At 71.5% G+C, this 24,296-nt stretch carries 13 protein-coding genes; 8 read left to right on the top strand and 5 right to left on the bottom strand.

The genetic code is table 11. The features are described from left to right. Window positions 1-6: 6 nt before the first annotated feature. From M3Q35_RS48340 to M3Q35_RS48330, 3 genes are all read right to left on the bottom strand, one after another. Complete coding sequence (locus M3Q35_RS48340; RefSeq protein ID WP_273939419.1) at window positions 7-1,422, bottom strand: serine hydroxymethyltransferase; 1,416 nt, start codon at window positions 1,420-1,422, stop codon at window positions 7-9. A 19-nt stretch (window positions 1,423-1,441) separates the two neighbouring features. Further along, window positions 1,442-2,656 (bottom strand): MalY/PatB family protein, encoded by a 1,215-nt coding sequence (locus M3Q35_RS48335; protein ID WP_273939418.1) that lies wholly within the window; start codon window positions 2,654-2,656, stop codon window positions 1,442-1,444. Between the two features lie 84 nt (window positions 2,657-2,740). Continuing rightward, window positions 2,741-3,838: a winged helix DNA-binding domain-containing protein gene (locus M3Q35_RS48330; RefSeq protein ID WP_273939417.1), complete on the bottom strand. Its 1,098-nt coding sequence runs from the start codon at window positions 3,836-3,838 to the stop codon at window positions 2,741-2,743. Window positions 3,839-3,946: 108 nt separating this feature from the next. Here M3Q35_RS48330 and M3Q35_RS48325 point away from each other — a divergent pair, with 108 nt between their 5' ends. The 6 genes from M3Q35_RS48325 (at window position 3,947) to aroF (ending at window position 10,027) form a co-directional block, all read left to right on the top strand. Continuing rightward, window positions 3,947-4,699: a thioesterase II family protein gene (locus tag M3Q35_RS48325; RefSeq protein WP_273939416.1), complete on the top strand. Its 753-nt coding sequence runs from the start codon at window positions 3,947-3,949 to the stop codon at window positions 4,697-4,699. 68 nt (window positions 4,700-4,767) lie between these two features. Further along, window positions 4,768-5,436, top strand: coding sequence for a flavodoxin family protein (locus tag M3Q35_RS48320; RefSeq protein ID WP_273939415.1), 669 nt, complete (start codon window positions 4,768-4,770; stop codon window positions 5,434-5,436). Further along, the gene (locus M3Q35_RS48315; protein WP_273939413.1) at window positions 5,433-6,845 is read left to right on the top strand and encodes a phenylacetate--CoA ligase family protein; all 1,413 of its coding nucleotides are present in this window, start codon (window positions 5,433-5,435) and stop codon (window positions 6,843-6,845) included. Before M3Q35_RS48320 ends, M3Q35_RS48315 begins: the two co-directional genes overlap by 4 nt. A gap of 19 nt (window positions 6,846-6,864) precedes the next feature. Beyond that, window positions 6,865-8,325, top strand: coding sequence for an anthranilate synthase component I family protein (locus M3Q35_RS48310; protein WP_273939411.1), 1,461 nt, complete (start codon window positions 6,865-6,867; stop codon window positions 8,323-8,325). Then, window positions 8,322-8,951 (top strand): anthranilate synthase component II, encoded by a 630-nt coding sequence (locus tag M3Q35_RS48305; RefSeq protein WP_273939410.1) that lies wholly within the window; start codon window positions 8,322-8,324, stop codon window positions 8,949-8,951. The genes M3Q35_RS48310 and M3Q35_RS48305 overlap by 4 nt, the downstream gene beginning before the upstream one ends. Then, a complete protein-coding gene (gene aroF, locus M3Q35_RS48300) occupies window positions 8,948-10,027 on the top strand; it encodes a 3-deoxy-7-phosphoheptulonate synthase (protein ID WP_273939409.1) in 1,080 nt (359 codons plus the stop codon). The genes M3Q35_RS48305 and aroF overlap by 4 nt, the downstream gene beginning before the upstream one ends. A 147-nt stretch (window positions 10,028-10,174) precedes the next feature. Here aroF and M3Q35_RS48295 read toward each other — a convergent pair whose 3' ends face one another. Continuing rightward, window positions 10,175-13,501, bottom strand: coding sequence for a non-ribosomal peptide synthetase (locus M3Q35_RS48295; protein ID WP_273939408.1), 3,327 nt, complete (start codon window positions 13,499-13,501; stop codon window positions 10,175-10,177). A 25-nt stretch (window positions 13,502-13,526) separates the two neighbouring features. Beyond that, complete coding sequence (locus M3Q35_RS48290) at window positions 13,527-19,055, bottom strand: non-ribosomal peptide synthetase (RefSeq protein ID WP_273939407.1); 5,529 nt, start codon at window positions 19,053-19,055, stop codon at window positions 13,527-13,529. Window positions 19,056-19,252: 197 nt separating this feature from the next. On the opposite strand from M3Q35_RS48290, the gene M3Q35_RS48285 reads away from it, so the two are divergent. Next, entirely contained in the window at window positions 19,253-20,734 is a 1,482-nt protein-coding gene (locus tag M3Q35_RS48285; RefSeq protein ID WP_273939406.1) for an MFS transporter, read from the top strand. Between the two features lie 80 nt (window positions 20,735-20,814). Then, the gene (locus M3Q35_RS48280; protein ID WP_273939405.1) at window positions 20,815-24,183 is read left to right on the top strand and encodes an AMP-binding protein; all 3,369 of its coding nucleotides are present in this window, start codon (window positions 20,815-20,817) and stop codon (window positions 24,181-24,183) included. Window positions 24,184-24,296: the final 113 nt, after the last annotated feature.

Here is a 24,296-nt window from a genome sequence, read left to right as displayed (position 1 = left end):
TTCCCTTCAGGACGCTTCCACGACCAGGTCGTGCTCGGGCAGGTCCACCGACGGGTAGCCGGGCAGCGGGAACTGCGCGCACAGCTCGGCCACGGTGGCGGCGACGCGGGAGCGCACCCGTTCCGGCAGTCGGTACTCGGTGTCGGACAGCGGCTCCACCGCGCCCAGCACGGTGTCGAACAGCTCCGCGCAGCGGCCCATGTCGGCCGGGGTCATGCCGCGGGTGGCCAGCGTGTTGGTGCCCAGCCGCAGCCCGCTCGCCACCTGCGGCGGCTTGGTGTCCCACGGGATCCGGTTCTTGTTCACCAGGATTCCGCACGACTCGAGGGCCTGCTCGGCCACCGTGCCGGTCATGCCGGCGGCCAGCACGTCCAGCAGGACCATGTGGTTGTCGGTGCCGCCGGTCAGCACCCGGTAGCCCAGGTCGCCCAGCTGCGCCGCCAACGTGCTGGCGTCGGTGGTGATCCGGCGGGTCAGCGCGTGGAACTCCGGCGACATCACGTACTGCATGGCCCTGGCCTTGGCCGCGATCGAACCGGGGTTGGGTGTGCCCTGCGCCAGCGGGAAAACGCTGCGCTGCAAGTTGGCCCGGAACGTGCGTTTGGTCCCGGGCACGTACGCGTCGGCGTCGCGGCCCATCAGGATCAGGCCGCCGCGCGGCCCGCACAGCTGCTTGTACGTGCTGGTGGTGGTGATGTGCGCGTGGTCGATCGGGCTGACGTGCTCGCCGGTGGCGACCAGGCCGGCGATGTGCGAGATGTCGGCCAGCAGGATCGCGCCGACCTCGTCGGCGATCTCCCGGAACCGGGCGAAGTCCAGCTCCCGCGGGTACGCGCTGGCCCCGCAGACCAGGATCTTCGGCTGGTGCCGGTGGGCCAGCTCGGCGACACGGCCGTAGTCGATGCGGCCGGCGCCGTCCAGACCGTACTCGACGGCCGTGAAGTACTTGCCGGTCACCGAGACCGGCGAGCCGTGCGTGAGGTGGCCGCCGTTGTCCAGGCCCAGCCCCAGAATCGTGTCGCCCGGCGCCAGCAGTCCGAAGTAGACGGCCAGGTTGGCCGCACTGCCGGAATGCGGCTGCACGTTGGCGTACTCGGCTCCGAAGGCCAGCTTGGCCCGCTCGACGGCGATCCTCTCGACATCGTCCAGCACGCCGCAGCCGGCGTGGAAGCGCCGCCCCGGGTAGCCCTCGGCGGTGATGTTGGACAGCGCGCTGCCGGCGCAGGCCAGCACCGACGGCGGCGCCAGCGTGGTGGACGCGACCATGGCCAGGCTGTTCGACTGGGCGTGCAGATCCTCGGCCAGCAACCGGTAGAGCTCGGGATCCTCCTCGTACAGGCTGCGCACGGCATGCTCGGCGAGCACGGACGGCGCCGCGTCGACCGGCTGGCGCAGCCGCCTCAGGTTCGATGTTGGGCTCATGTCGTCCACTCCTTAGCGGTCATGCGGCGGCGGACGCCCGGTCCGACACGGTGGTTCCCAGCCCTTCCGCCATGCGGCGGGTCATCTCGCCGATGAGGGGGCGCGTGGTCGCGAAGTTCAGGCGCAGGAAGCCTTCCCGGCCGAACTCGATGCCGTCGGTGGCGGCGAGGCCGCCCTCGCGCAGCACCTGTCCGGCCAGGTCCCCGCCGAACCGGTCGGCCACCCGCCGGCAGTCCAGCCAGGCCAGGTAGGTGGCGGCCGGCGGGGTGAAGCCGATCTCCGGCAGCTCGGTGGCGATCAGCCGGGACAGCAGCCGCCGGTTGTCGCCGAGATACCGCAGGGTGTCGTCGAGCCAGCGCCCGCCCCTGGTGTACGCGGCTTCCGTCGCGGCAACGCCCAGGATGCCGACGCCGTCGCGCTGCCGGGTCGGCTGCGCCAGCAGCGCCTCCAGCACGTCCGCGCTGCCGGGAATGCCGAAGGCGCACTTGAGACCCGCGATGTTCCACGCCTTGCTCGCGGACACCGCGGTCAGCGTCCGCGTCCGGTGCGCGATCGGCGCGAACGGGTGGTGCCGCCGGCCCGGGTACACCAGCGGACTGTGCACCTCGTCGCACACCACCGGCACGTCGTAGGCGTGAGTGATCTCGGCGATCATGGCCAGCTCGGCCCGGGTGTGCAGCGCCCCGGTCGGATTGTGCGGGCTGCACAACAGGTACGCGCTCACGCCGTCCCGGCAGGCCCGTTCGACGCCGGCGATGTCGATCTGCCACCGGCCGTTGCGCTGCGCCATCGGATTGCCGACGATCTCGCGGCCGCGTTCCCGCAGCGCCTCGAAGAACCCGGGATATCCCGGCACGTCGACGAGGATCGCGTCGCCCGGCTTGCTGAAGGCGTCGATGCCGGCCTCCACCACGCGCATCACGTCCGCGTAGTAGAGGATCCGGTCGGTCGGCACCGACCAGTCGAACCGGTCGCGCAGCCAGTCCGCGAGCGCGCGCTGCGCGGGGCTGTCCGCGGTGAACGAGTAGGCGTAGCCCAGGTCCCCGCCGGTCACCACGAGCCGGTCGCCGATCGCCGTCAGCAGCTCCTGGGCGACGGGCAGATCCATCTCGGCGATGTGCGACGGCAGCACGTGGTGGCCGTGACGGCGCCACTTCTCGCTGGTTCGCTGGTGCAACACGGACAGCACCGCCGCCGGGTCACGCGCGCCGAGAAGTCGCCCTCTGTCGGTCACTGGGTCCTCCTCGCTCACTGGCCGCGACGCTGCTGGTCCAGCGTCATCGAGCGAGAAAACTAGGCAGGTCCCGTGACGGTTCGGTTATCTCAGCTCCACCGGAAGCCCGAGGAACCGCTGGAGGTCGCGGACCTCGGCGCGGATGCCGGCCATCGTGCGCTTGGCCAGGTCCCCGAACGGTTCCAGCTCGACCTCGAACCGCTTCGCCTTGCGCACCAACCGCCACAGCCCGACCACGCGGCCGTCGACCAGGATCGTCGGCTGGATGAAACCGCCGCCGGCCTGGATCAGCGGATCGTGCTTCTCGTCCACGACAAGGGTTCGGCTCTCGTAGCCGAGCAGGTACGTGTCGAAGTGCCCGAGCAGCCGCACGCCGCCGGCGTTCTCCTCGATCGGCACGGCGGCCGGCACCCAGCACCGCCGCCCCGCCGCCTCGACCTCGACCAGTTCCGGGGACAGCGCCTCGAACGCCGCGCGGGACGGCACGATCGGCAACCCGGCCCAGGACGCGAAGTCGTCAGGAGTGGCCGGCGCGTGGCCGATCAGGTAGCGCCGGGCCAGCTCGACGACGGCCTCGTCCTCGGACATCGCCGGCGTCGGCCCGGCCCAGTCGGCCAGCAGCGTGTACGTCGCCCGGTCCGCGCCGACATCCGGCCCTCGGCACACGACCCCGGTCATTCCCGCGTACATCAGCAGATGCGCCGGGGCCTGGCTGCGCGGATCGAGCGGCACGCCGCAGGACGCCAGGCGGGACACCAGTTCGTCGCGCTGCAACGGCTCCCCGTCGCCGAGCACCTTGCGCAGCCCGTCGACGGCCGCCTCCAGTGCCCGGTCGTCCAGGCCGAGTTGCTTGCGGCGTCCGGCGTAGCCGGCGGCGAAGCGGGGCCCGAGCAGCCCCAGCACCCAGCCGACGTCCTCGGCCGCCAGCATGTGCAGTGTGCCCCGCATCGCCCAGGTGCGAATCAGGGTCCGGTCCACATTGCACGCGGCGTCGACATCGGCCTGCACCACGCCCGCGACCGTGCGCACGCGTACCGCGAGGCGGTTCGCCTTGACGTCCTGCGCCTGTAGGCCGACGACCCGGCACACGGCATCGACGACGGACTCGGACCGGGGCCCGAACAGGCCCTGGGCGGTGCCCCGGGCCGCGCGGGTGGCGGCCGCGCCCAACACGACTGGCATCGGCCAAACATAGGTGCACCGCCCGATCGGCCCAACCGCAGGGGTAACCGGCGGAAAACCGCGAAGGCTTGTCATCCGGGGTGGCGAACTCTCGCGAACGGAGCCGACATGAACTCGAGCAAGGACTGGCTGGTCAATCTCACACCCCAGCGGACCGGCCGGCTCAACCTGCTCTGCCTGCCCTTCGCCGGCGGCGGCAGCAGCGCGTACCACTCGTGGCCGGCCGCGCTGCCGCCGGACGTCACGGTCTGGGCGGCGCGGCTGCCCGGCCGGGAGAGCCGCCTGCTGGAGCCGCCGCTGGCCTACCTCGAGGAGATGGTTCGGGAGCTCGTGCAGGCCGTCAAGCCGCTGGCGACCATCCCGTACGTGCTGTTCGGGCACAGCATGGGCGCACTCATCGGCTACGAGATGGTGCGCCGGATCCGGTACATGGGCGGACCCATGCCGGAGAGCCTGATCGTCTCCGGCTGCGGCGCGCCGCATCTGCCGGCGCCGGGCAAGCCCCTGCACACGTTGCCGCACAACGAGTTGGTCGCCGCGCTGCGGGACTACGGCGCGACACCGCAGGCCCTGCTGGACAATCGCGAGCTGCTTGACCTCTTCCTGCCGACGCTGCGCGCCGACTTCAAGGCCGCCGAGACCTACCGGCACCGGCCCGGCATGCCGCTGTCCTGCCCGATCACCGTGCTGCGCGGGGATTCCGACGTCGAGGTGACCGCCGAGCACTGCGACGGCTGGGCCGAGCTCACCTCCGGCCCGTGCGACCAGCACTGCTACGTCGGCGGGCACTTCTTCATCGACACCGCCCGTGACCAGGTGCTCGGCACGATTGCCGGGCTGCTGGCCGGCTGCGCGGCGTAACCGCCGCCGAACTGAGCGTCCCTACCGTAACCCCAGCCCCGTACCGCGCGCGTTGAGGAGTCAGTGCCGTGACCATAATTCCGAAGATCGTGTCCATCAACGGATCCGAGCGTGATGGCAACACCGCCGACGTGCTGCGCTACGCCGCGACGGTCGCGGAGCGCCGCGGCGCCCAGTGGGACTTCATCGACCTGCGCGAGATGAGGATGCAGCGCTGCGGCCCCTGCGGCGACTGCAACGACCGGGCGCTACCGTGCGCGCAGACCGACGACGTGCCCATCGCGGTGAGCAAGATGATCGCCGCCGACGGCATCGTGTTCGCCGCACCCGTGCACGGCTTCGGCACCGCCAGCCTGATGCAGACGTTCATCGAGCGGGCCGGCGTCGGCTACCTGCGCTTCGACCGGCCGCTGTCCAACAAGGTCGCGGGCGTGATCTCGGTCGCCCGGCGCTACAGCGGCGGCGAGGTCTGGGCGCAGCTGACCGTCAACGCCCTGCTGAACCGCATGATCGTGGTGGGCAGCGGGTTCCCGTGTGAGGTGCAGGCACTGCACAAGGGCGACGCGCACAAGGACGACGAGGGCCTGACCAACGTCGGCCGGATGGTCGAGCGCATGATCGACATGATCTTCCTGCTGGCCGAGCACCGCGAACTGACCGGCAAGGAGACGCTGTCCGTCGGCGACCGCAACGAGCGCGTCGGCCTGCCGCTCAACGAGCTGCAGGAGCACCTGTGAGCCGCCCGGGCGACGCCGAGTTCTGGCAGGACTACGCCTCGGTGCTCGCTCCCTACCAGGCGGGCACGGTGACCGACGCGGAGCTGACCGCGTGGCACGAACGCCGGCTGGCCGCGGTCCTCGACCACGTCACCGCGCGATCTCCCTTCTACCGCCGCCACTTCGAGGGCATCGACGTCTCGACGATCACGCCGGAGACGCTGTCCCGGCTGCCGTTCACCACCAAGGCGGACCTGCGCCGGGAGATGTTCGACGTGCTCTCCGGCACGCCCGCGGACGCGGCGATCTACTACGAGACCACCGGCACCACCGGCGTTTCCACGCCGTGTCCGCGCAGCGCGCGGGACATCAAGGCGAGCAACGCCGCCGTCGAGGAGTCCTGGCGGCGGCTGTTCCGCGAGCACTTCGGCGACCGCAAGCCCGTCGTCGGCCTGATGGGGCCGTCCGAGCTGTACGCGTTCGGCGACGTGTTCAGCGACGTCACCGCGAACCTCGGCGCCTGCCACGTGAAGATCTGGCCGGAGTCGCCGCGGGTGGGTTTCCGCAAGGCGCTGCGGCTGATCAAGGAGCTCAACGTCGAGGTCATCGTCTGCGCGCCGGCACTGTGCCTGAGCCTGGCCAAGGCGGCGCTGCACTTCGGCCTGTCGCTCGACGAGCTGAACATCAAGATGTTCCTGGTGCTCGGCGAGATCTGCACGCCGGAGTTCCGGGCCAACGTCGGCTCGCTGTGGAAGCAGGCGACGGTGTACCCGACGCTGTACGGCTCCCAGGAGGCGCTGTGCATCGCGACCGGCGCCAAGACCGGGCAGCTGCACCTGTCGCAGCTGAACTACATCGCCGAGCTGGTCGACCCGGACACGGGCGAGCTGCGCGGCGCCACCGGCGAGGGCGAGCTGGTGCTGACCATGCTGGTCGACGGCATCAAGCCGCTGATCCGTTACCGCACGGCCGATCTGGTGCGGATCGACCCCGCCCCCGACGGCTCTGCACTGCCGGGGCCGGTCGTCGAGGTGATCGGCCGGGCCGCCGACCGGATCGCGCTGGGCGAGCGGCTGCTCCAGCCGGCCGAGCTGGAATCGACCGTGCTGGAAGGGGTCCGCGGCTGCCTGGGCTACCAGGTGGTCATCGACCGGGCGCCGACCGGGGCCGACATCGTCACCGTGCGGCTGGACCTGCTGCCCGAGATCAGCGGCGACCCGGTCGCCGTCCGCGCCGGCATCGCCGAGCGGCTGCGGGACCGGGCCGGCGTGCACGCCGACGTTGCGGTGGAGGCCGAACTGGACCCCATCACCAACACCGGCGCGTTCGTCAGCTGGAAGGCGGCCCGGATCCTGGACCTGCGCACCGAACCGGACGCCGCCGTGCTCGCCGCCCGCAAGGTGCGCCTCCAGTACTCGATCACGACGTGAGCGGGCCGAGGAGTACGTGATGAGCGAAAGTGGCACAGCCGCCGTACGCACGGTCCGGCGTCCCGTCCCCACGGTCGGGGCGCTCGACGCCTACGTCGCGCTCGCCGGGCGCTTCGGCCCGGCACAGGTCTGCCTGCTGGAGTCGGCCGGCGGTCCCGCCGACGACTGCCGCCACAACGTGCTGGGCTTCGGCGAGCTGCTCGCCGTCTCGGTGACCAGGGGCGAGGTGCTGGTCACCGGGCCGGACGAGCTGCGGGAGCTGGTGCTGGCGGCGACAGCGCCGTGGCTGGAGTGCGCGTTCGGCGTGCAACGGCTGCGCACCAACCGAACGCTGTGGGACCTGCTGCGCGCGGTCGAGTCCGTCTTCGACGCGGAGCGCTCGGCGACGAGCTTCGAGTTCGGGTTCTTCGGGTTCTTCGGCTACGACACCGCGCACTACATCGAGGAGCTGCCGTTCCTGGTGCGCCGGGGCCAGCAGGTGCCGGACGTGCATCTCGTGCTGTACCAAGGCGTGCTGCGCGAGGACCTGGCGACCGGCCGCAGCGAGCTGCTCGTGCACCAGTCCGCGCGCTGGCCCGACCTGGACGTTGACGAGGTGGCGGCCCTGCTCGGGACGGCCGGCACGCCACCAGCTCCCGGCGAGCAGGACGTCACCGGCACCGACGACGACGTCGAGCGCGAGGCGTATCTGTCCCATGTGGACAAAGCGTTGCAGCACATCGCGATCGGCGACATCTACCAGGTGCAGATCGGTCACGAGCTGACCCTCCACAGCGAGGCCACGCCGCTGGAGGTCTACCAGCGGCTGCGGGCCCGCAACGCCTCGCCGTACATGTGCCTGGCGCCGGTGCGGGAGCACACCGTGGTCGGGGCCAGCCCGGAGCTGTTCGTCCGGCTGGTCGACGGCGAGGTCGTCATGCGGCCGATCGCCGGCACCATCCCGCGCGGCGTGCTCGACGACCACGCCGCCGGCGCGAAGCTGCGCAACGACCCCAAGGAGATCGCCGAGCACGTGATGCTCGTCGACCTGTGCCGCAACGACATCGGCCGGATCTGCGCGCGGGACACGCTGGGCGTGCGGGACGAGATGGTGGTGGAGCAGTACAGCCACGTGCTGCACCTGGTGTCCACCGTCGTCGGCCGGATCGAGCCCGGCACGCACGCCTTCGACGTGATCGCGGCGATGTTCCCGGCCGGCACCATGACCGGGGCGCCCAAGATCCGGGCGATGGAGATCATCGAGGAGGTGGAGGCGCAGCGGCGGGGCCTGTACGCCGGCGCGCTCGGCCTGATCGGGCTGGGCGGCTACCTCAACCTGTCGCTGTGCATCCGCACGCTGGTGCACAACGACGGCGCCTATCGCACCCGCGCGTCGGCCGGCGTGGTGGCCGACTCGGACGCCGACCGGGAGTGGACCGAGACGCTGGCCAAGTCCAGCGCCGCCTACTGGGCAGTGACCGGAAAGGAGCTGCTGCCGTGAAAGTCCTCTTGGTGGATGCGTTCGACAGTTTTGTCTACATCATCCGCCAGTACCTGCTGACCGCCGGCGCGGAGCCGGTGGTGCTGCGCTCCAACGAGGTCAACGAGACCGTGATCCGGACCATGCGGCCGGACGCCATCCTGCTCGGCCCGGGCCCCGGCCACCCGTCGGAGTCCGGGCACGTGGACATCGTGCGGGCCTTCGGCGAGCTGGTGCCGATCTTCGGCGTGTGCCTCGGGCACCAGGCGATCGGCATGGCCTTCGGCGGTCAGGTGGTTCCCGCGCGCCACCTGATGCACGGCAAGACCAGCCAGGTCCGGCACGACGGGAGCGGGGTCTTCGGCGGCATGCCGCCGGAGTTCTCCGCGACCCGGTACCACTCGCTGGTGGTGGTGGAGAACACCGTGCCGCCGTGCCTGGAGATCAGCGCGTGGTCCACCGACGACCGGTACGTGATGGGGCTGCGGCACCGATGGCTGCCCATCGAGTCGGTGCAGTTCCACCCGGAGAGCATCCGCACCGAGGACGGACTGCGGCTGTTGCGGAATTTCGTGGCGAACTGCGTGGACTTCCCGTCCTGGCGCGGGTCGGGCGCGGTCGACGTGCTGGCAAGGAGGAACTTGTGACCACCGTGATCCTGTTGCAGGAACACACCACGCGGGATCAGCTGTCCGACGTGGTCGATCGACTGTCCGATGTGGACAAGTCGCCGAACGTGCACTCGGACACCCTGGTGTCCACCTCGGCCTCGGCCGCCGCCGCCCGCGATGCGGTCGGCGCGCTGCCCCAGGTCGTGCACGTGCAGGGGCTGACCGCGGACTATCCGAAGGCGGCGCTGGGCGCGCGGCACGGCATGTCCAAGGTGCGGCTGGGTTCGTCGGTGATCGGCGGGAACGGCTTCACCGTGATCGCCGGGCCGTGCTCGGTGGAGACGCCGGACCAGATGATGCGGACGTCCATGGCCGTGCGGGCGAGCGGGGCGCATGCGTTGCGGGGCGGCGTGTTCAAGCCCCGGACGTCGCCGTACGCGTTCCAGGGGCTCGGCCGTGACGGCCTGTCGCTGGCGCTGGAGGCCCGCGAGGCCACCGGGCTGCCGTTCGTCACCGAGATCATGGACCTGCGTGACCTGCCGCTGCTGGCCGAGTCCGTGGACATGTTGCAGGTCGGGGCCCGGAACATGCAGAACTACAGCCTGTTGCGCGAGATCGGCAGCACCCGCGTGCCGGTGCTGCTCAAGCGGGGGCTGGCCGCGACCATCGACGAGACCCTGATGGCCGCCGAGTACCTGCTCGACGGCGGCAACGAGCAGGTCGTGCTGTGCGAGCGGGGCATCAGGACGTTCGAGTCGAGCTACCGGTTCACCCTGGACGTCGCGGCCCTGACCGTGCTGCGGGAGCGGACGCACCTGCCGGTGATCGTCGACCCCAGCCACGCGGCCGGGGCCAGCGGCCGGGTGATCCCGCTGGCTCTCGCGGCGGCGGCCTGTGGGGCGGACGGCATCATCGTGGAGTCGCACTGCGACCCGTCGGTGGCCAAGTGTGATGGGGCACAAGCACTTCCGGTCGAACAGCTGCCGGACCTGATGCGCCGGCTCCGCTTCGCGGTGGCCTCGGCGGATCGCCGGCTCGTGCTGAACTCGCCGGCCCCGCAGCGACAGGCGGCCGTGCTGTACGGACAGGAGGTGACCCAGAAGGCCAGCTGAGGCCGGTGGTTGACGAGGCCCCGTGTGCTCGAAGCACACGGGGCCTCGCGCTGTCGCTGTCCGGCGCTGTCCGGCGCTGCCGCCGCCCGAGCCGCCACACACGAAAGCCCGGGCCCTTCGTGCGGGCCCGGGCTCTCGGCACTGCGGCTACTGCTGGACGGTGGTCTCCAGCTCGCTGAGCATGGCGGTCACCGCGGACTCGGACATGCCCTCGACGCGGGCCAGGCAGGCGAGCAGGAGCTCACGGGCCTCGGCCTGGCGCTCCTCCACCGCGACGGCGAGGCGGGCGACGGTGGGCTTGTCGAAGACGATGTCGACGGTCAGCGCGACGGCGCAACGCTCCCGTATGCGGCCGATGGCCTGGATGGCCAGCAGGGAATGGCCGCCAAGGCCGAAGAAGTCGTCGTCGCGGCCGACGGCCGGCACACCGAGCAGGTCGGACCAGATGTCGGCCAGCGTGTGCTCGAGGGGACCGCGCGGCGGCTCGCCGACGGAGGTGGGGCCGCCGACGGGCAGCCGGGTGAGGGCGGCACGGTCGACCTTTCCGTTGGGGGTCAGGGGGAATTCGTCGACGACGACGAAGTGGGCCGGCACCATGTAGGACGGCAGCCGGCCGCCGGCGTGCTCGCGGAGCTCCTCGGCCGTCGGCGGAACGACGCCGTCGGCCGGGGTGAGGTAGCAGACGATGCGCTGGTCGTCGCGGCCGAAGGCGACCAGGGCGGCCAGGGCCCGGCGAATGCCCGGGTGGTCGGCGGCCACGGTCTCGATCTCGCCGAGCTCGATGCGGAAACCGCGCAGCTTGATCTGGTTGTCGATACGGCCGCAGTACTCGACGGTGCCGTCGGGACGCTGGCGGACCAGGTCTCCGGTGCGGTAGACGCGGGCGCCGTCGAGGCTGACGAAGCGCTCGCCGGTGAGCTTGGCGCGGCCGAGGTACTCGCGGGCCAGGCCGGCGCCGCCGATGTGGAGTTCGCCGACGGCGCCGATCGGCGTGGTGCGCTGGTAGCGGTCCAGCACGTGCAGGGTGGTGTTGCCCAGCGGCGTGCCGATCGGCGGCGCGGAGTGGCCGTCCTCGGCGACGATCTGGTGCATGGTGGCGAAAACGGTCGCCTCGGTCGGGCCGTAGAGGTTCCACACGGCCGGCACCCGGTCGAACAACGCGCCGGCGACGGCGGCCGGCATGGCCTCGGAAGTGCACAGGGCCAAGCGAAGTTGGCCCCGGCCGAGGCCGGCGTCGACCAGCAGCTGCCAGGTGGTCGGCGTCGCCTGGAGGACCGTGGTGCGGCTCTCGACGAGCAGCGACAGGAGCCGGCCGCCGTCGGCGGCGGCCTCCTTCGGCGCGACATAGACGCTCGCGCCGAACACCAGCGGCATCAGCAGCTCGGGCACGGCCATGTCGAACGACGGGGACGTGACGGTCAGCTGCACATCCCCCGGCGTGAGGGAAATCCGCTCCTGCATGCTGTAGAACAGGTTCACCGCGGAGCGGTGCTCGATGACCACGCCCTTGGGGCGGCCGGTCGAGCCCGACGTGTAGATCACGTAGGCGGTGTCACCGGGCAGGTTCAGCGGCTCGGCGTCGAAGCCGGCCGCGTCGACGGTGTCGATCACGGTCACGGACGGCGCCTCGAACGGCAGCGTCTGGCCGCCGGACGTCACGAGCGTGCGCAGGCCGGTGTCGGACAGCATGTACTCCAGCCGGGCCACCGGATACGTCGGGTCGAGCGGCACGTACGCGGCGCCGGCCTTCAACACACCGAGCAGCGCGACCAGCGCCTGCGACGACCGGTCGAGGCACACACCGATGAGCTCGCCGGGCTCGGTTCCGTTGGACCACAACAGGTTCGCCAGCCGGCTGGCGGCCTCGTCCAGCTCACGGTAGGTCAGCGAGCCGGCCGCGCAGCGCACGGCCACCGCATCGGGCGTGCGACCGGCCTGCGCGCTGATCAGCTCGTGTAGCGCGGAATCCAGCGGATATTCGGCGGCGGTGTCGTTCCACCGCTCGATGGTGGCGAGTTCGTCGGCGGTCACCAGTGGCAGCTCGGACAGCCGCTGGTCGAGGTCGGCGGCGAAGCCACCGAGCACCTGCTGGTACCGGCCGGCCATCCGGCGGGCGGTCTCGGCCGAGAACAACGCGGTGTTGTACTCCAGGCGCCCGACGAGCTCGTCGCCGACCTCCTCCAGCACGATCTCGAACTCGACCCGGGCGGTGCCGTTGGCGACGCCGCGCGGCACCATGACCACGCCGTCGCCCAACGGCATCTCGGTCTCGCTGACCGGTGTGTTGCCGAAGCCGAACATGGCCTGGTACACGGGATTGCGACTCGGGTCGCGCAGCTCGACGAGCTCCTCGACCAGCTGCCCGAACGGCAGGTCCTGGTGGGCGAAGCCGTCGAGCGTGACGCCGGCGACCTGGGTCAGGAACTCCCGGCAGGTCGGGTCGCCGGACAGGTCGGCGCGCAGCGGGATGGTGTTCAGGAACGCGCCGATCATCGTCTGGGTCTCGGCCCGCCCCCGACCGGAGACCGGCACGCCGACGGTGACGTCCTCCTGGCCGCTGTGCTTGCCGAGCAGCACGTAGTACGCGGCCAGCAGTGTCATGAACAGGGTGTGCCCGGCGCCCCGGCTGAGCTCCCGCAGCGACGCGGTCACGCCGGCCGGCACGGTGAACCACTGGGTGGCGCCGTCGTAGGTCTGCTTGGGCGGCCGCGGCAGGTCCACCGGCAGGTCGAGGTCGACCGCGCCGGCCAGCGTCTGCCGCCAGTACGAGACGAGATCGGCCCGGCGCCCGACCAGGTTTTCTCTTTGCCACACGGCGAAGTCGGCGAACTGGATCTCGACCGGTGGCAGGCCGGACGGCTGCCCGGTGCGCACCGGCTCGTACAGCGCGGCCAGTTCCTCGGCCAGCACGCCGAACGACAGTCCGTCCACAATGGAGTGATGGCCGACCCAGACCAGCAGGTGGTCGGTCTCCGACCGGGTGACCAGCACGGTGCGCACGAGCGACCCGTTGTCCAGGTCGAACGCCGTCCGCACCAGCTCGAAAGCCTTGTCCTGCAAGGCTTCCTCGGTCGCCCCGGTCAGGTCCACCCGCTCCAGCAGGGTCCGCGCCCGGGACGCCGGCACGATCTGCTGCACCAGGCGGTCGTTGTCCAGCACCAGCCGGGTGCGCAGCACCTCGTGCCGGGCGGTGATCTCGGTCAGCGCGCCGGCCAGCGCGTCGACGTCGACCGGGCCGGTGATCCGGAACGAGAACGGGGCGTTGTAGGTGGGCAGTCCCGGCTGCATCCGGTCCATGAACCAGAACTGCTCCTGCACGTAGGACGCCGGCAGGGGCCGGCCGTCCCGCGGCACCGCGACCAGCGCCGCCGCCTCGTCCCGCGGGCCGGCGCTGACCTTCTCCCGGGCGCGGGCGAGCACCTCGGCCCGCTGTTGGGGACTGAGCGCGGTCAGACGCGCCAACGCTTTGCTCACGACAGGTTCCTTTCCATGCCGCGGCTCAGGCCGCGTCCGAGTCAGCCAGCACGCCGTCCGACAGCTCCATCAGCGCCACCGCCATGGCGGTGGCCAGCGGACCGGTCTCCGGTTCCGCCACAATCGCCGCGCTCAGCTCGCGCGGGGTCGTCCTGGTCAGCACCGCCCGCAGGCCGACGTCCACGCCGAGCACCTCGGTGAGCTGGCCGGCCAGCCGGGTGCCGCGCAGCGAGTCCCCGCCGAACTGGAAGAAGTTGCTGTCCAGCCCGACTTCCTCCAGTTCCAGCACCAGCGCGTAGAACTCGGCGACGACCTGCTCCAGCGGCGTCGCCTCCCCGTCGTCGACGGCGTCGACCTCGTGCCGTTCGGCCAACGCGGTCAGCGCCAGCCGGTCCACCTTCACGTTGCGGGTCAACGGCAGCTCGTCGAGCAGCCGGATGTCCGCCGGCACCAGGTAGCTCGGCAGCCGCTCGGACAGGAACGCCGTCAGGTCGGCCACCTCCAGCTCGCTGGAAGGCACCACGAACGCGGTCAGCCGCCGCCCGCCGCCGGCCGAGGCCGGCGCGACGACCACGGCCGCGTCCACGGCCGGGTGCCGGGCCAGCGTCGACTCGATCTCGCCGAGCTCGACGCGGTAGCCGTTGATCTTCACCTGGAAGTCGTCCCGGCCGAGGATCTCGATGTTGCCGTCGGGCAGCAGCCGGCCGAGGTCGCCGGTGGCGTACACCCGCTCGCCGGTGCCCGGCAGCCGGAAGAACTTGGCCGCCGTGCGCTCCGGGTCCCGCCAGTAGCCCTGGGCCAGGCCGATCGGGCTGCCCACGACCATCTCGCCGGTGGCCCACTGCGGCCGTGGCCTGCGGTGCTCGTCGAGGATGTGGTAGCGCTGGTTGTTCAGCGGGCGGCCGTACGGGATGGAGACCCAGTCCTTGTCGATCTCGCCGATCTCGAAGATGATCGACCAGTTGATCGTCTCGGTCGGGCCGCCGGAGCCGATCACCGCCACGTTCGGCGCGACGGCGCGCAGCCGGTCGGGCAGCGTCAGCGGGATCCAGTCGCCGGCGAGCACCTGGTAGCGCAGGCTGTCCAGCGGTGCGCCGCCGGTGGTCTCGATCCGGGTCACCACCGTCTCGATCAGCGCCGGCACCGCGCCCCAGATCGTCACCTTGTGCTCGCGCACCAGGTCCGCCCAGTGGTCCGGGTCGGGGCTGCTCGACGGCGCCGGCAGCACCAGCGCGCCGCCTGCGGTCGGGATGCCGAACACGTCGTAGATCGACATGTCGAAATGCAGGCCTGCGGTCATGATGCCGCGATCGGACGGGCCGATGCCGAAGCGCTTGTTGATGTCGTACACGTGGTTGGCGGCGGCCCGGTGGTCGACCATCACGCCCTTGGGCATGCCGGTCGAGCCGGACGTGTAGATGACGTATGCGAGGTCGGTCGGCTCCTGCGCCGACGGCAGCGGCGAGTCGTCGACGTCGTCGAAGTCGCGGTCCACCACCAGAACCCGGACGCCGTCGGGCCACGGGTCGCGCTCGGCGATGTGCCGCTGGGTCAGCACGATCTCGATCTCGCCGTTCTCGAGCAGCGCGTGCCGGCGATCCATGGGAGCCGTCGCGTCCAGTGGCAGATAGCCCGAGCCGGCGGTCAGAATGCCGTACACGGCAACGAGTTGCTCCCAGCCGCGGTCCATCACGATCGCGACCAGCGCGTTCGGCCGGGCGCCGAGCTCGCGCAGCCGGCGGCCGATCTGGTTGGCCCGCGAGTGCAGTTCGCCGTAGCTGACGGTCCGGTCGGTGGCGATCACCGCCGGCGCGTCCGGGTTCTTGACCGCGATCTCCGCGACCACCTCGTGCATCAGCACGTACGGCACCTCGGTGGCGGTGTCGTTGACCCGCTCCCACTGCTCACGCTGGGCCGGCGGGATCAGGTCGAACCGCTCCTGCCGCCACGCCACCGGGTCGTCGACCAGCCGGTCCAGCAGCCCGGTGTAGGCGTCGAACATCGCGTCGATCATGCCGTCGGGGAACAGCGAGTCGAGGAAGTCCCACTTCATGTGCAGCACGCCGGCGATCTCCCGGATCTGGAAGTCCAGGGTGACCTGCGGGGTCTGCGAGATGCCGTACGTCTCGGCGCCGAACGAGCTGGTCTGCCGGCGGGCCGGGTGCCCGAGCAGGCTGGTGACCACGATCGGCATGGCCGGCCGCAGCGAGCCGCCGTCCCGCCGGGCCAGCTCCCGCAGCACGTCGACGCCGTTGTAGTGCCGGTGGGCCAGGTCGCGCCACAGCTGCTCCTGGATGTCCCGGGCCCGCTCGGCGAACGTGCCGTCGACCTTCTCCACCGCCACCAGCATGGTGTTGGTGAAGTCGCCGATCAGCTGATCGACCTGCGGGTGCAGCGGCATCCGGTCGGAGATCGGGAAGTTCACCGTGAACCGCTCGTTCTTCGCCCAGGTGCGCAGCACCTCGGCGAACACCGCCATCAGCACGGTGGACTGGGTGACGCCGCCTTCCTTGGCCCGCGCGGTGAGCTGCTGCCAGCGCTGCGGCGACAGCGCGTGTTCCCGCCGGTCGAACTTGGGCTTGGTGCGCGGGTTGTGCACCATCGGCAGGTCCGGCGCGGCCGGCAGCGTCGGCAGCCGGCCCAGCCAGTACTGCTTGGCCCGCTCGTACTCCACGGAGTCGGCCTGCACGGCGGCCTTGCCGGCCTCGTAGTCCCGGAAGGTGATCTCCAGCGGGGCCAGCGGGGCGTCGGTCTCGTACAGGTCGATCAGGTCGGGGAAGATGACCTGGTAGATGCTCCACGCATCGGTGACCAGCATGTCCAGTCCGAAGTGGAGCCGGGTGCGGCCGCCGGGCAGGCGGGTCAGGCGGATGTCGTTGAGCGGCCAGGTGTCGCTCGGCGTCACGTGGTGCGACATGAACTCGCGGGTCTCGGTGACCAGCCGCTCGGCCTCCTCGGGGGTGTGCCCGCTGAGGTCCACGACGGTCAGTCCGTCGCCGGGAAGTTCGCTCAGCACAAGCTGTTCACCGGTCGGCAGCACGATCATGCGCAGCTGGTCGTGCCGGTAGAGCAGGGCCTGCCAGGCCCGGCGGAACCGCTCCACGTCCAGATTCGGGTGCTCGTACTCGAAGTAGCCGTGGCAGCCGACGTCGCCGAAGTCCATCGCGTCGCCGCGGCCGATCCACAGCGCCTGCTGGCTCTGGTTCAGCGGATGCGGTTCGAACCGGCTGGCGGCGTCGTGGGTGAGCACCGGGTACGTCGTCGGCGCGGACCGCTCCAGCGCCGTGCGCTCCACCACCCTGGACACCGCGGCCACGCTCGACGCCGACAGCAGGTCGTTCAGCTCGACCTGGAAACCGTTGTCCCGCAACGCGTCGACCACCCGGACGGCGCGCAGCGAGTCGCCGCCGAGCTCGAAGAAGTCGTCGAGCACGCCGATCTCGTCGAGGCCGAGCACCGACCGCCAGATCTCGGCGATCACCCGCTCCTGCTCGTCGCGGGGCTCGACGAAGGCGGTGTCCAGCTCCGGACGCGACGGCGGGGGCGCCGGCAGCTTGTCGCGGTCGATCTTGCCGTTGGCCGTGGTCGGCAGGTCGCCGACCACGTACGCGGCGGGCCGCATGTACTTGGGCAGCTTGTCCCGCAGCACGCGGCGCACCTCGCGCACCTGCGCCGGCGCGCCCGGGTCGGGCTCGATGTAGGCGACCAGGCGCACCTCGCCGTCGTCCTCGCGGGCCAGCACGGCGGTCTGCCGGACCCCGGGCTGCGCGGCGATCAGGCTCTCGATCTCGCCGAGGTGCACGCGGTAGCCCCGGACCTTCACCTCGCTGTCGGTGCGGCCGACGATCTCGACCTGGCCGTCCGGCCAGTACCGGGCCACGTCCCCGGTGCGGTAGAGGATCGCGTTCGGGTCGCCGTCGACCGGGTTGTAGACGAACTTGAGCGGGCCGCCGTTGCGGGCCTTGAGGTAGGACGGCTGTAGGTACGCGCCGGAGACGTACAGCTCGCCCAGCACGCCGACCGGCACCGGCCGGAGCTTCGAGTCGAAGACGTAGGTCCGCACGTTGGTGATCGGCTTGCCGACCGGCGGCAGCAGCTCGGCCAGCTGCTCGCCGTCGAGGCGACGGGCGATGGCGCTGAGGTTGGCGGTGGACACCACCGCGACCTCGGCCGCGCCGTAGACGTTGATGACGTCGAAGGGCAGGGCGCCGGACGGCCACGAGCGGACGCGCTCACCGGCGACCCGCATGGTGCGCAGCGGCGTGTCGGCCGGCCAGTCCATGGTCCACAGCCGCTCGGCCATCGCGGTCAGCAGCAGGCTGTGGGTGATCTGCTCGGACAGCAGCCACTCGCGCAGGCGGGTGGGCGAGGCGACGGTCTCCTCGTCGGGGATGTGCACCGCGCCGCCGGCGGCGAGCACCGGGAACGGGTCCACCTCGACGAGGCCGAAGCCGGGCGAGGAAAGCCAGGTGCCACGGGAGTCGCCGTCGATGCCGCACTCGTCGATCAGGGCGTGGATGAGGGAACGCATCGGTCCGTGCCGCAGCGTGACGGCCTTGGGCACACCGGTGGAGCCGGAGGTGTACGCGATGTGGCAGACGTCGTCGCCGGTGACCGGGATGCTCACGGCGGTGTCGGCGGCGTTCGCCCACCGGGCCACGTCGTACAACACGGTCTTGGGCGCGTTGGCGACCTTGTCCTCCAGGCCGGTCCGCGTGACGACCGCGACGACCTCGGCGTCGGCCAGCATGTAGGTCAGCCGGTCGCGGGGGTATTCGGGGTCGAGCAGCACGGCGGTCGCGCCCAGCCGGAAGGCGGCGAGCTGGGTGACGACACTGGCCACACCGCGTTCGAAGCAGACACCGACGCGGCCGCCGACGGTCAGCCCCTCGGCGGCCAGGTAGCGGGCCATGCTGTTGGCCCAGCTGTCCAACTGGCCGAAGGTGACGCGCTGGTCGCCGTGCACGATCGCGGTGGCGTCCGGCCGCTCCTGCGCGATCCGCGCCACCGCCTCGTGGAAGAACTCCTGGTCCAGTGGGGCGGCGGTGTCGTTCCAGCCGTTCAGGGCGAGTTCCGTCTCGGCCTCGTCCAGCAACGGAACCGTCTCCACGGTGGCCTCGCGCGACGCGGCCAGCACGTTGCCCAGGTGCCTGGCGTACATCCGCACCGCGGCGCTGTCGAACACGTCCGCGCGCGCGGTGAGCGTGATGCCAACGACGGTCACCGTGATGCGCAGGGTGTCGCCCTGCACCGCGATCAGGTCGGCGTCCTCGGGCAGCGCCGGGATCTCCAGCTCGGTCACCGGCTGGTCGGCGCGCACCGCCACGCGGACGGGCGTGAGCGCGCCGTCGCGGCCGCAGCCGAGCACGACGTCGGTCTCACCGGTGTATCTGTGCAGCAGGACCACGGCCGCCTCGACGACCCGCGCCAGCCCGGTCGTCGCCGCCCGCACGGACACGGTGCGGTACGACACCGCTCCGGTCGCGCCGCGCCGGCGGGCACGAGGCAGGCCGGCGCCGACCGTCTGCTGTTCCCACGAAACGGAATCGTCCACAGCTTTCCCCTCCTAGTCGCACATCGGCGTCAACCTAGGAAGAGGGGGTTAGCCAGGGGTTACGGCGCGGCAATGCCGCCGTCGGTCACGCGGGGATCTCGGAACCCGCGCATAACCGACGCTCCGTAGCTTTCGCATCACCATCAGTTCCCGTGTCACATCGGGAGCGCTCCGAGACCGATGGGAGTCACACGGCCATGACCAATGTCGAAACGCCCAAGACGGCGGAGGCGCGGGAGGTGAACTTCCAGGACGCCTCGACCACGCCCACCCCGGATCCGCGGCGCTGGCGAGCGCTCATGGTCCTTGCGTTCGTGCAGTTCATCATCTTCCTCGACGCCACGATCGTCAACGTGGCCCTGCCGGCCATCCAGCACGACCTCGGCTTCACCGCCGGCGGTCTGACCTGGGTGGTCAACGGCTACCTGCTGGCCGCGGGCGGCCTGCTGCTGGCCGGCGGCCGGCTGGCCGATCTGCTCGGCCGGCGCAAGCTGTTCCTGTCCGGCGCGGGGTTGTTCGCGGTCGCGTCGCTGACCGCGGCGGTGGCCTGGAGCCCGGCCGTGCTGATCGTCGGCCGGTTCGCGCAGGGCATCGCCGAGGCAATCGCGGCACCGGCCGCCATGGCGCTGGTCGCACTGCTGTTCACCAACCCCGCTGAGCGGGCGAAGGCGTTCGGCATCTGGGGAGGCCTGGCCGGTCTGGGCTCCGCGACCGGTGTCGTGCTGTCCGGCGTGCTGACCGACCTGGTCAGCTGGCGCCTGGTGTTCCTGGTGAACATCCCGCTGGCGCTGATCCCGCTGATCTTCGGCCCGAAGCTGCTCACGGAGAGCAAGATGTCCGGCAAGCGGCCCGACCTGATCAGCGCGGTGCTGGTGACCGGTGGCCTGATCGCCGTGATCCAGGGCCTGCTGACCGCGTCGACCGACGGCTGGGGGGCCGGCTCGACGCTGACCCCGCTGATCATCGGGGTGGCGGCGCTGGTGCTGTTCGTCATCGTGCAGGCGAAGTCGAGCAACCCGTTGGTGCCGCTGCGCTTCTTCGCCAACCGCACCAGGGCGACCGGCAACATCGCGCTGATCTTCCAGGCCAGCGCGTCCGCGGCGATGTTCTTCCTGGCAGTGCTGTACATGCAGCAGGTGCTCGGCTTCAACCCGTTGCAGAGCGGCCTCGCGTGGCTGCCGTTCTGTGTGTTCGTGCTGGCCGGCATGATGCTGACGATGAATCTGCTGCCCAAGGTCGGGCCGCGCAACGCGATCATCGTCGGCATGCTGATCAGTGCGGCGGGCACGCTGATGCTGTCGTACATCACGGTGGACGGCACGTACTGGACGAGCATCCTGCCCGCCTCGGTGCTGATCGGCCTCGGCGGCGGCATCACCGGGCCGGCGCTACAGGCCGCGGCGCTGCAGGACGTGTCCATGGAGGACGCCGGCCTCGGCTCCGGCGTGCTGACCACCGTGCAGCAGATGGGGCAGGCGCTCGGCCTGACCGTGATCGTCGCGATCGCGCTGAGCATCGAGTCCGGCGCGCTGGCCGGCGGTCACTCCGCCGCGGCGGCGGCGACCAGCGGCTACCAGGTCGCGTTCCTGGTGGCGTCGATCGTGCTGGCCGTCGGCGCGCTCTCCGCGGCGGTGCTGGTCAAGCGGAACAAGCCGAATCCTGCCGTCGCGGTCGCCTGACCGTGACACCGTGCCCGGTGCGCTTTCCTTCCCCCTCGGGAGCGCACCGGGCACCCATTGACGACAACGGGGGTCGTGTCATGCGGCGAGCCATCAGCCAGGAGCAGGTGACCGGGGCGCTGCCCGTCGACCGGGCGCCGGCCCGGCGGCGGACCGCCATCCCGGTCCGCCGGGCGCTGTCCGTCGAGCCGTCGACCGGCCGGCCGGTCGCGGCCGGTGTCGCGGCGCTGGCGATGCTGCTGCACCGCTACACCGGCGCTCACGAGCTGCTGATCGGCTGCCTCGTCGGGGATCCGGTGACGCTGCGGGTCTCGGTCCGTGCCGACGATTCCGTGTCCTCGGTGGTGGATTCGGCGCTGCGCACGGCGGCCGGTCCCTACGGCGACGCGTGCCGAACGGTCGTCACCGACACCGGCGAGCTGTGCGGCGCCGATCTCGCCCTGGACGTCTCCGGCCCGACCCCGACGCTGATCGTGGACCACGGGCTGTTCGACGACGTGACCGTCGACCGGCTGGCGCGACACCTGCGGCTCCTGCTGCGGGCCGGCGGCGACCGGTTGGTCGGGGACATCTCGCTGCTCGGCGCGGACGACCGCGACCACGTGCTGCACACCTGGAACGACACCGCCGAACCGGTGCCGCCGCAGTTCTTCCACGAACTGGTCGAGGCCGTCGCCCTGACCACTCCGGACGCGCCCGCGGTGGTCGACGCCGGCGCCACCACCACCTTCGGCGAGCTGGACTCGTCGGCCAACCGACTGGCCACCCACCTGCGCGCCCTTGACGTCCGTGACGGCGACCGGGTCGCGCTGCTGTTCGAGCGCGGGGCGCCGAGCCTGCTCGCGCAGCTGGCCGTGTTCAAGGCCGGCGGCGCCGCCGTGCTGCTCGCGCCGGACTGGCCCGCTGAGCGGCTTTCCTTGCTGCTGCTGGATTCCGGCGCCCAGGTCGTGATCACCGGCGACCAGTTCGCCGGGCGGCTGCCGGCCGGCCCGACCGTGGTCGACCTGGACGACGACGCCTGGCGCGAGCGGCCCGCGGTCAACCCACGCGGCGTGATCACCGCGGAATCGGTGGGGCATCTCGTCTACACGTCCGGTTCGACCGGCGAGCCGAAGGCCGTGCTGCTGCGCCAGGGACCGATGCGGAACACGATCCACGTGCTGCGTCAGGAATGCGCCATCACCGCCGGTTCCCGCGGCAGCTGGCTGTGCTCGGCCGCGCTGGGCATGGTCGAGGTGGACTGCTTTCCCGTGCTGGCCTCCGGGGCCCCGGTGCACATCCCCGACGCGGCGACCGCCGCCTCCCCGGAGGCGCTGCGCGACTGGCTGCTGTCCCGGCGGATCACGCACACGCTCCAGCTGACCGCGATGGGCGAACGGCTGTGGTCGCTGGAGTGGCCCGACGACTGCGCGCTGACGTCGATGCGGATCGCCGGCGAGCGGGTGCGGACCTGGCCGTCGCCGCGGCTGCCGTTCGACGTGCTGAACGTGTACGGCTCCAGCGAGGCCAACGTCGTCGCCACCTGCGACCTGACCGCGATGGCCGCCGACCTGTCCACCGACCAGCGCGGCGCGCTGGTGCCGCCGGTCGGACGGCCGGTGCCCAACGTCCGGATGTACGTGCTGGACCGGAACCTGCGCCCGGTGCCGCCGGGCGTGCTCGGCGAGCTGTGCGTGTCCGGGGAGAGCCTGTCGGCCGGGTATCTGAACCGGCCGGTGGACACCAGCGCGAAGTTCCTGCCCAACCCGATGGCCGGCGACCCGTATCCGGTGCTGTACCGGACCGGTGACCTGGCGCGGCTGTGGGAGTACGGGCTGGTCGAGGTGACCGGCCGCACCGACGACGAGGTCAAGGTGCGAGGCCGGCGCGGGCGGCTCGGCGACGTCGAGGCCGTGCTGGCGGCGCAGCCGGGCGTGCGGCGCTGCGCGGTCGTGGCCCGCGAGGACGCGGACGGACAACGCCGGCTCGTCGCGTACGTCGAGCCCGCCCCCTCGGCGCCGACCCGCGCGTACGAACTCCGTCGGGCGCTGGCCCAGCTGCTGCCGGCCCATCTGGTGCCGTCGACGTTCATGCTGACGCCGATTCCGCTGTGCCCCGACGGCACGGTGGACCGGGCCGCGCTGCCCGCGCCGTCACGGCGGCGGCCCGACCTGGGCGTGGCCTACGTGGCCCCCAGGGACGCGGTCGAGCAGTTCCTCGCCGACCTGTGGGCGGATCTGCTGGATCTGGAGCAGATCGGCGTGTACGACGACTTCTTCGAGCTCGGCGGCGACTCCATCCTGGCCGTCCGGCTGCTGGATGTGCTGTGGCAGAAGCAGGAGGTGCTGATCGGGCTGGCCGAGCTGATGCGCCGCCCGACCATCGCCGACATCGCCGTGCTGGTCGCGCGGCTGGGCCTGCCCACCGTGCATGACGCGGTCGGCCGGCTGAAGCCGTTTTCCTTGACGCACGGGCAACTCGCGCTCGCCACCTCCGTACGGGACAGCACCGACGGCGTCGACCGGTACGGGTGGCGGATCGCCGACTTCGACCCGGGCCGGTTCCGGGCCGCGTGGCGGGGGCTCGTGGCGGCGCACGACGCGCTGCGCACCACCGTCCGCCGGGACGGCACGCAGATCGTCGGAACCGCCGTGTCGGAGCCGGTCTTCGACGGTTCCGCGGTCGGCGGTGTCGGCCCGTACGACGCGCCGCCGCACCGCGTGCACGCCACCGCCGACGGCCGGATCACCTTGCTGCTGCACCGGGTCGTCGTCGACGCGGACAGCGCGCACCGGCTGCTGCTGCCCGAACTGGCCGCCCGCTACGCCGATCCCGACGCCGCGATCCCGCTGCCGGCGATCACCTTCCGGGACTACACGCTGGACTCGTTCGCGCAGTGGGAGGACCTGTCCTCACCGGACCACGTCGAGTACGGCGAAGCGACGCCGCGCCCGCGCACCGCCCGCTCCCACCGGGTGGACCCGACCACGTGGGCGGCCCTGTGCGAGCACGCGGCGATCATCGGCGTGCCGCCGAGCGCGGTGCTCACGACCGCGCTGGCCGACGTGCTGCCGGCCGGGCATCGCCTGGTCCGCCGCCTCTTCCAGCGCGCACGGGTGCACCAGGACGTCGACCGGATCATCGGCTGCTTCACGTCGGTGCTGCCGGTCACCGTCGACCCGGCGGCGGGCAGCTTCACCGACCGCGTGCTGGAGCTGTACGGACAGGATCCGACCGTGAAGCCGCCGGCGGCCGCCGCCGACACGACGGTGCTCGCCACCATGCTCGTCGACCGGCCGCCGTCGGCCGGTGTGCCGGCCGCGCTGGCCTCCTGGACCTCGTATGCCTCGATCGACGTGCGGGTCGTCGCCGTCGGCGACGGCGCGCACGTGCACTGGACGGGTCCCGCCGAGGAGAGGGAGGTGCTCGCCGACGCGTTCGCCCACCGTCTGTCCCGGTTCGCCGACTGAAATCCGCGACGCGTCGGCGGCTCGTTCTGTTCGGCCTGCCCGAAATAATTTCCATACCAATACAGAACCCACTCTTTGAGGTGAGCCGGGCTATGTCAACCACTATTCCATTG

The organism is Kutzneria chonburiensis (assembly GCF_028622115.1).
In the GTDB taxonomy this organism is placed as follows: Bacteria; Actinomycetota; Actinomycetes; order Mycobacteriales; family Pseudonocardiaceae; genus Kutzneria; species Kutzneria chonburiensis.
Note: the sequence above shows the minus strand (reverse complement) of the source record. Positions and strands in the feature narration are given on the sequence as shown.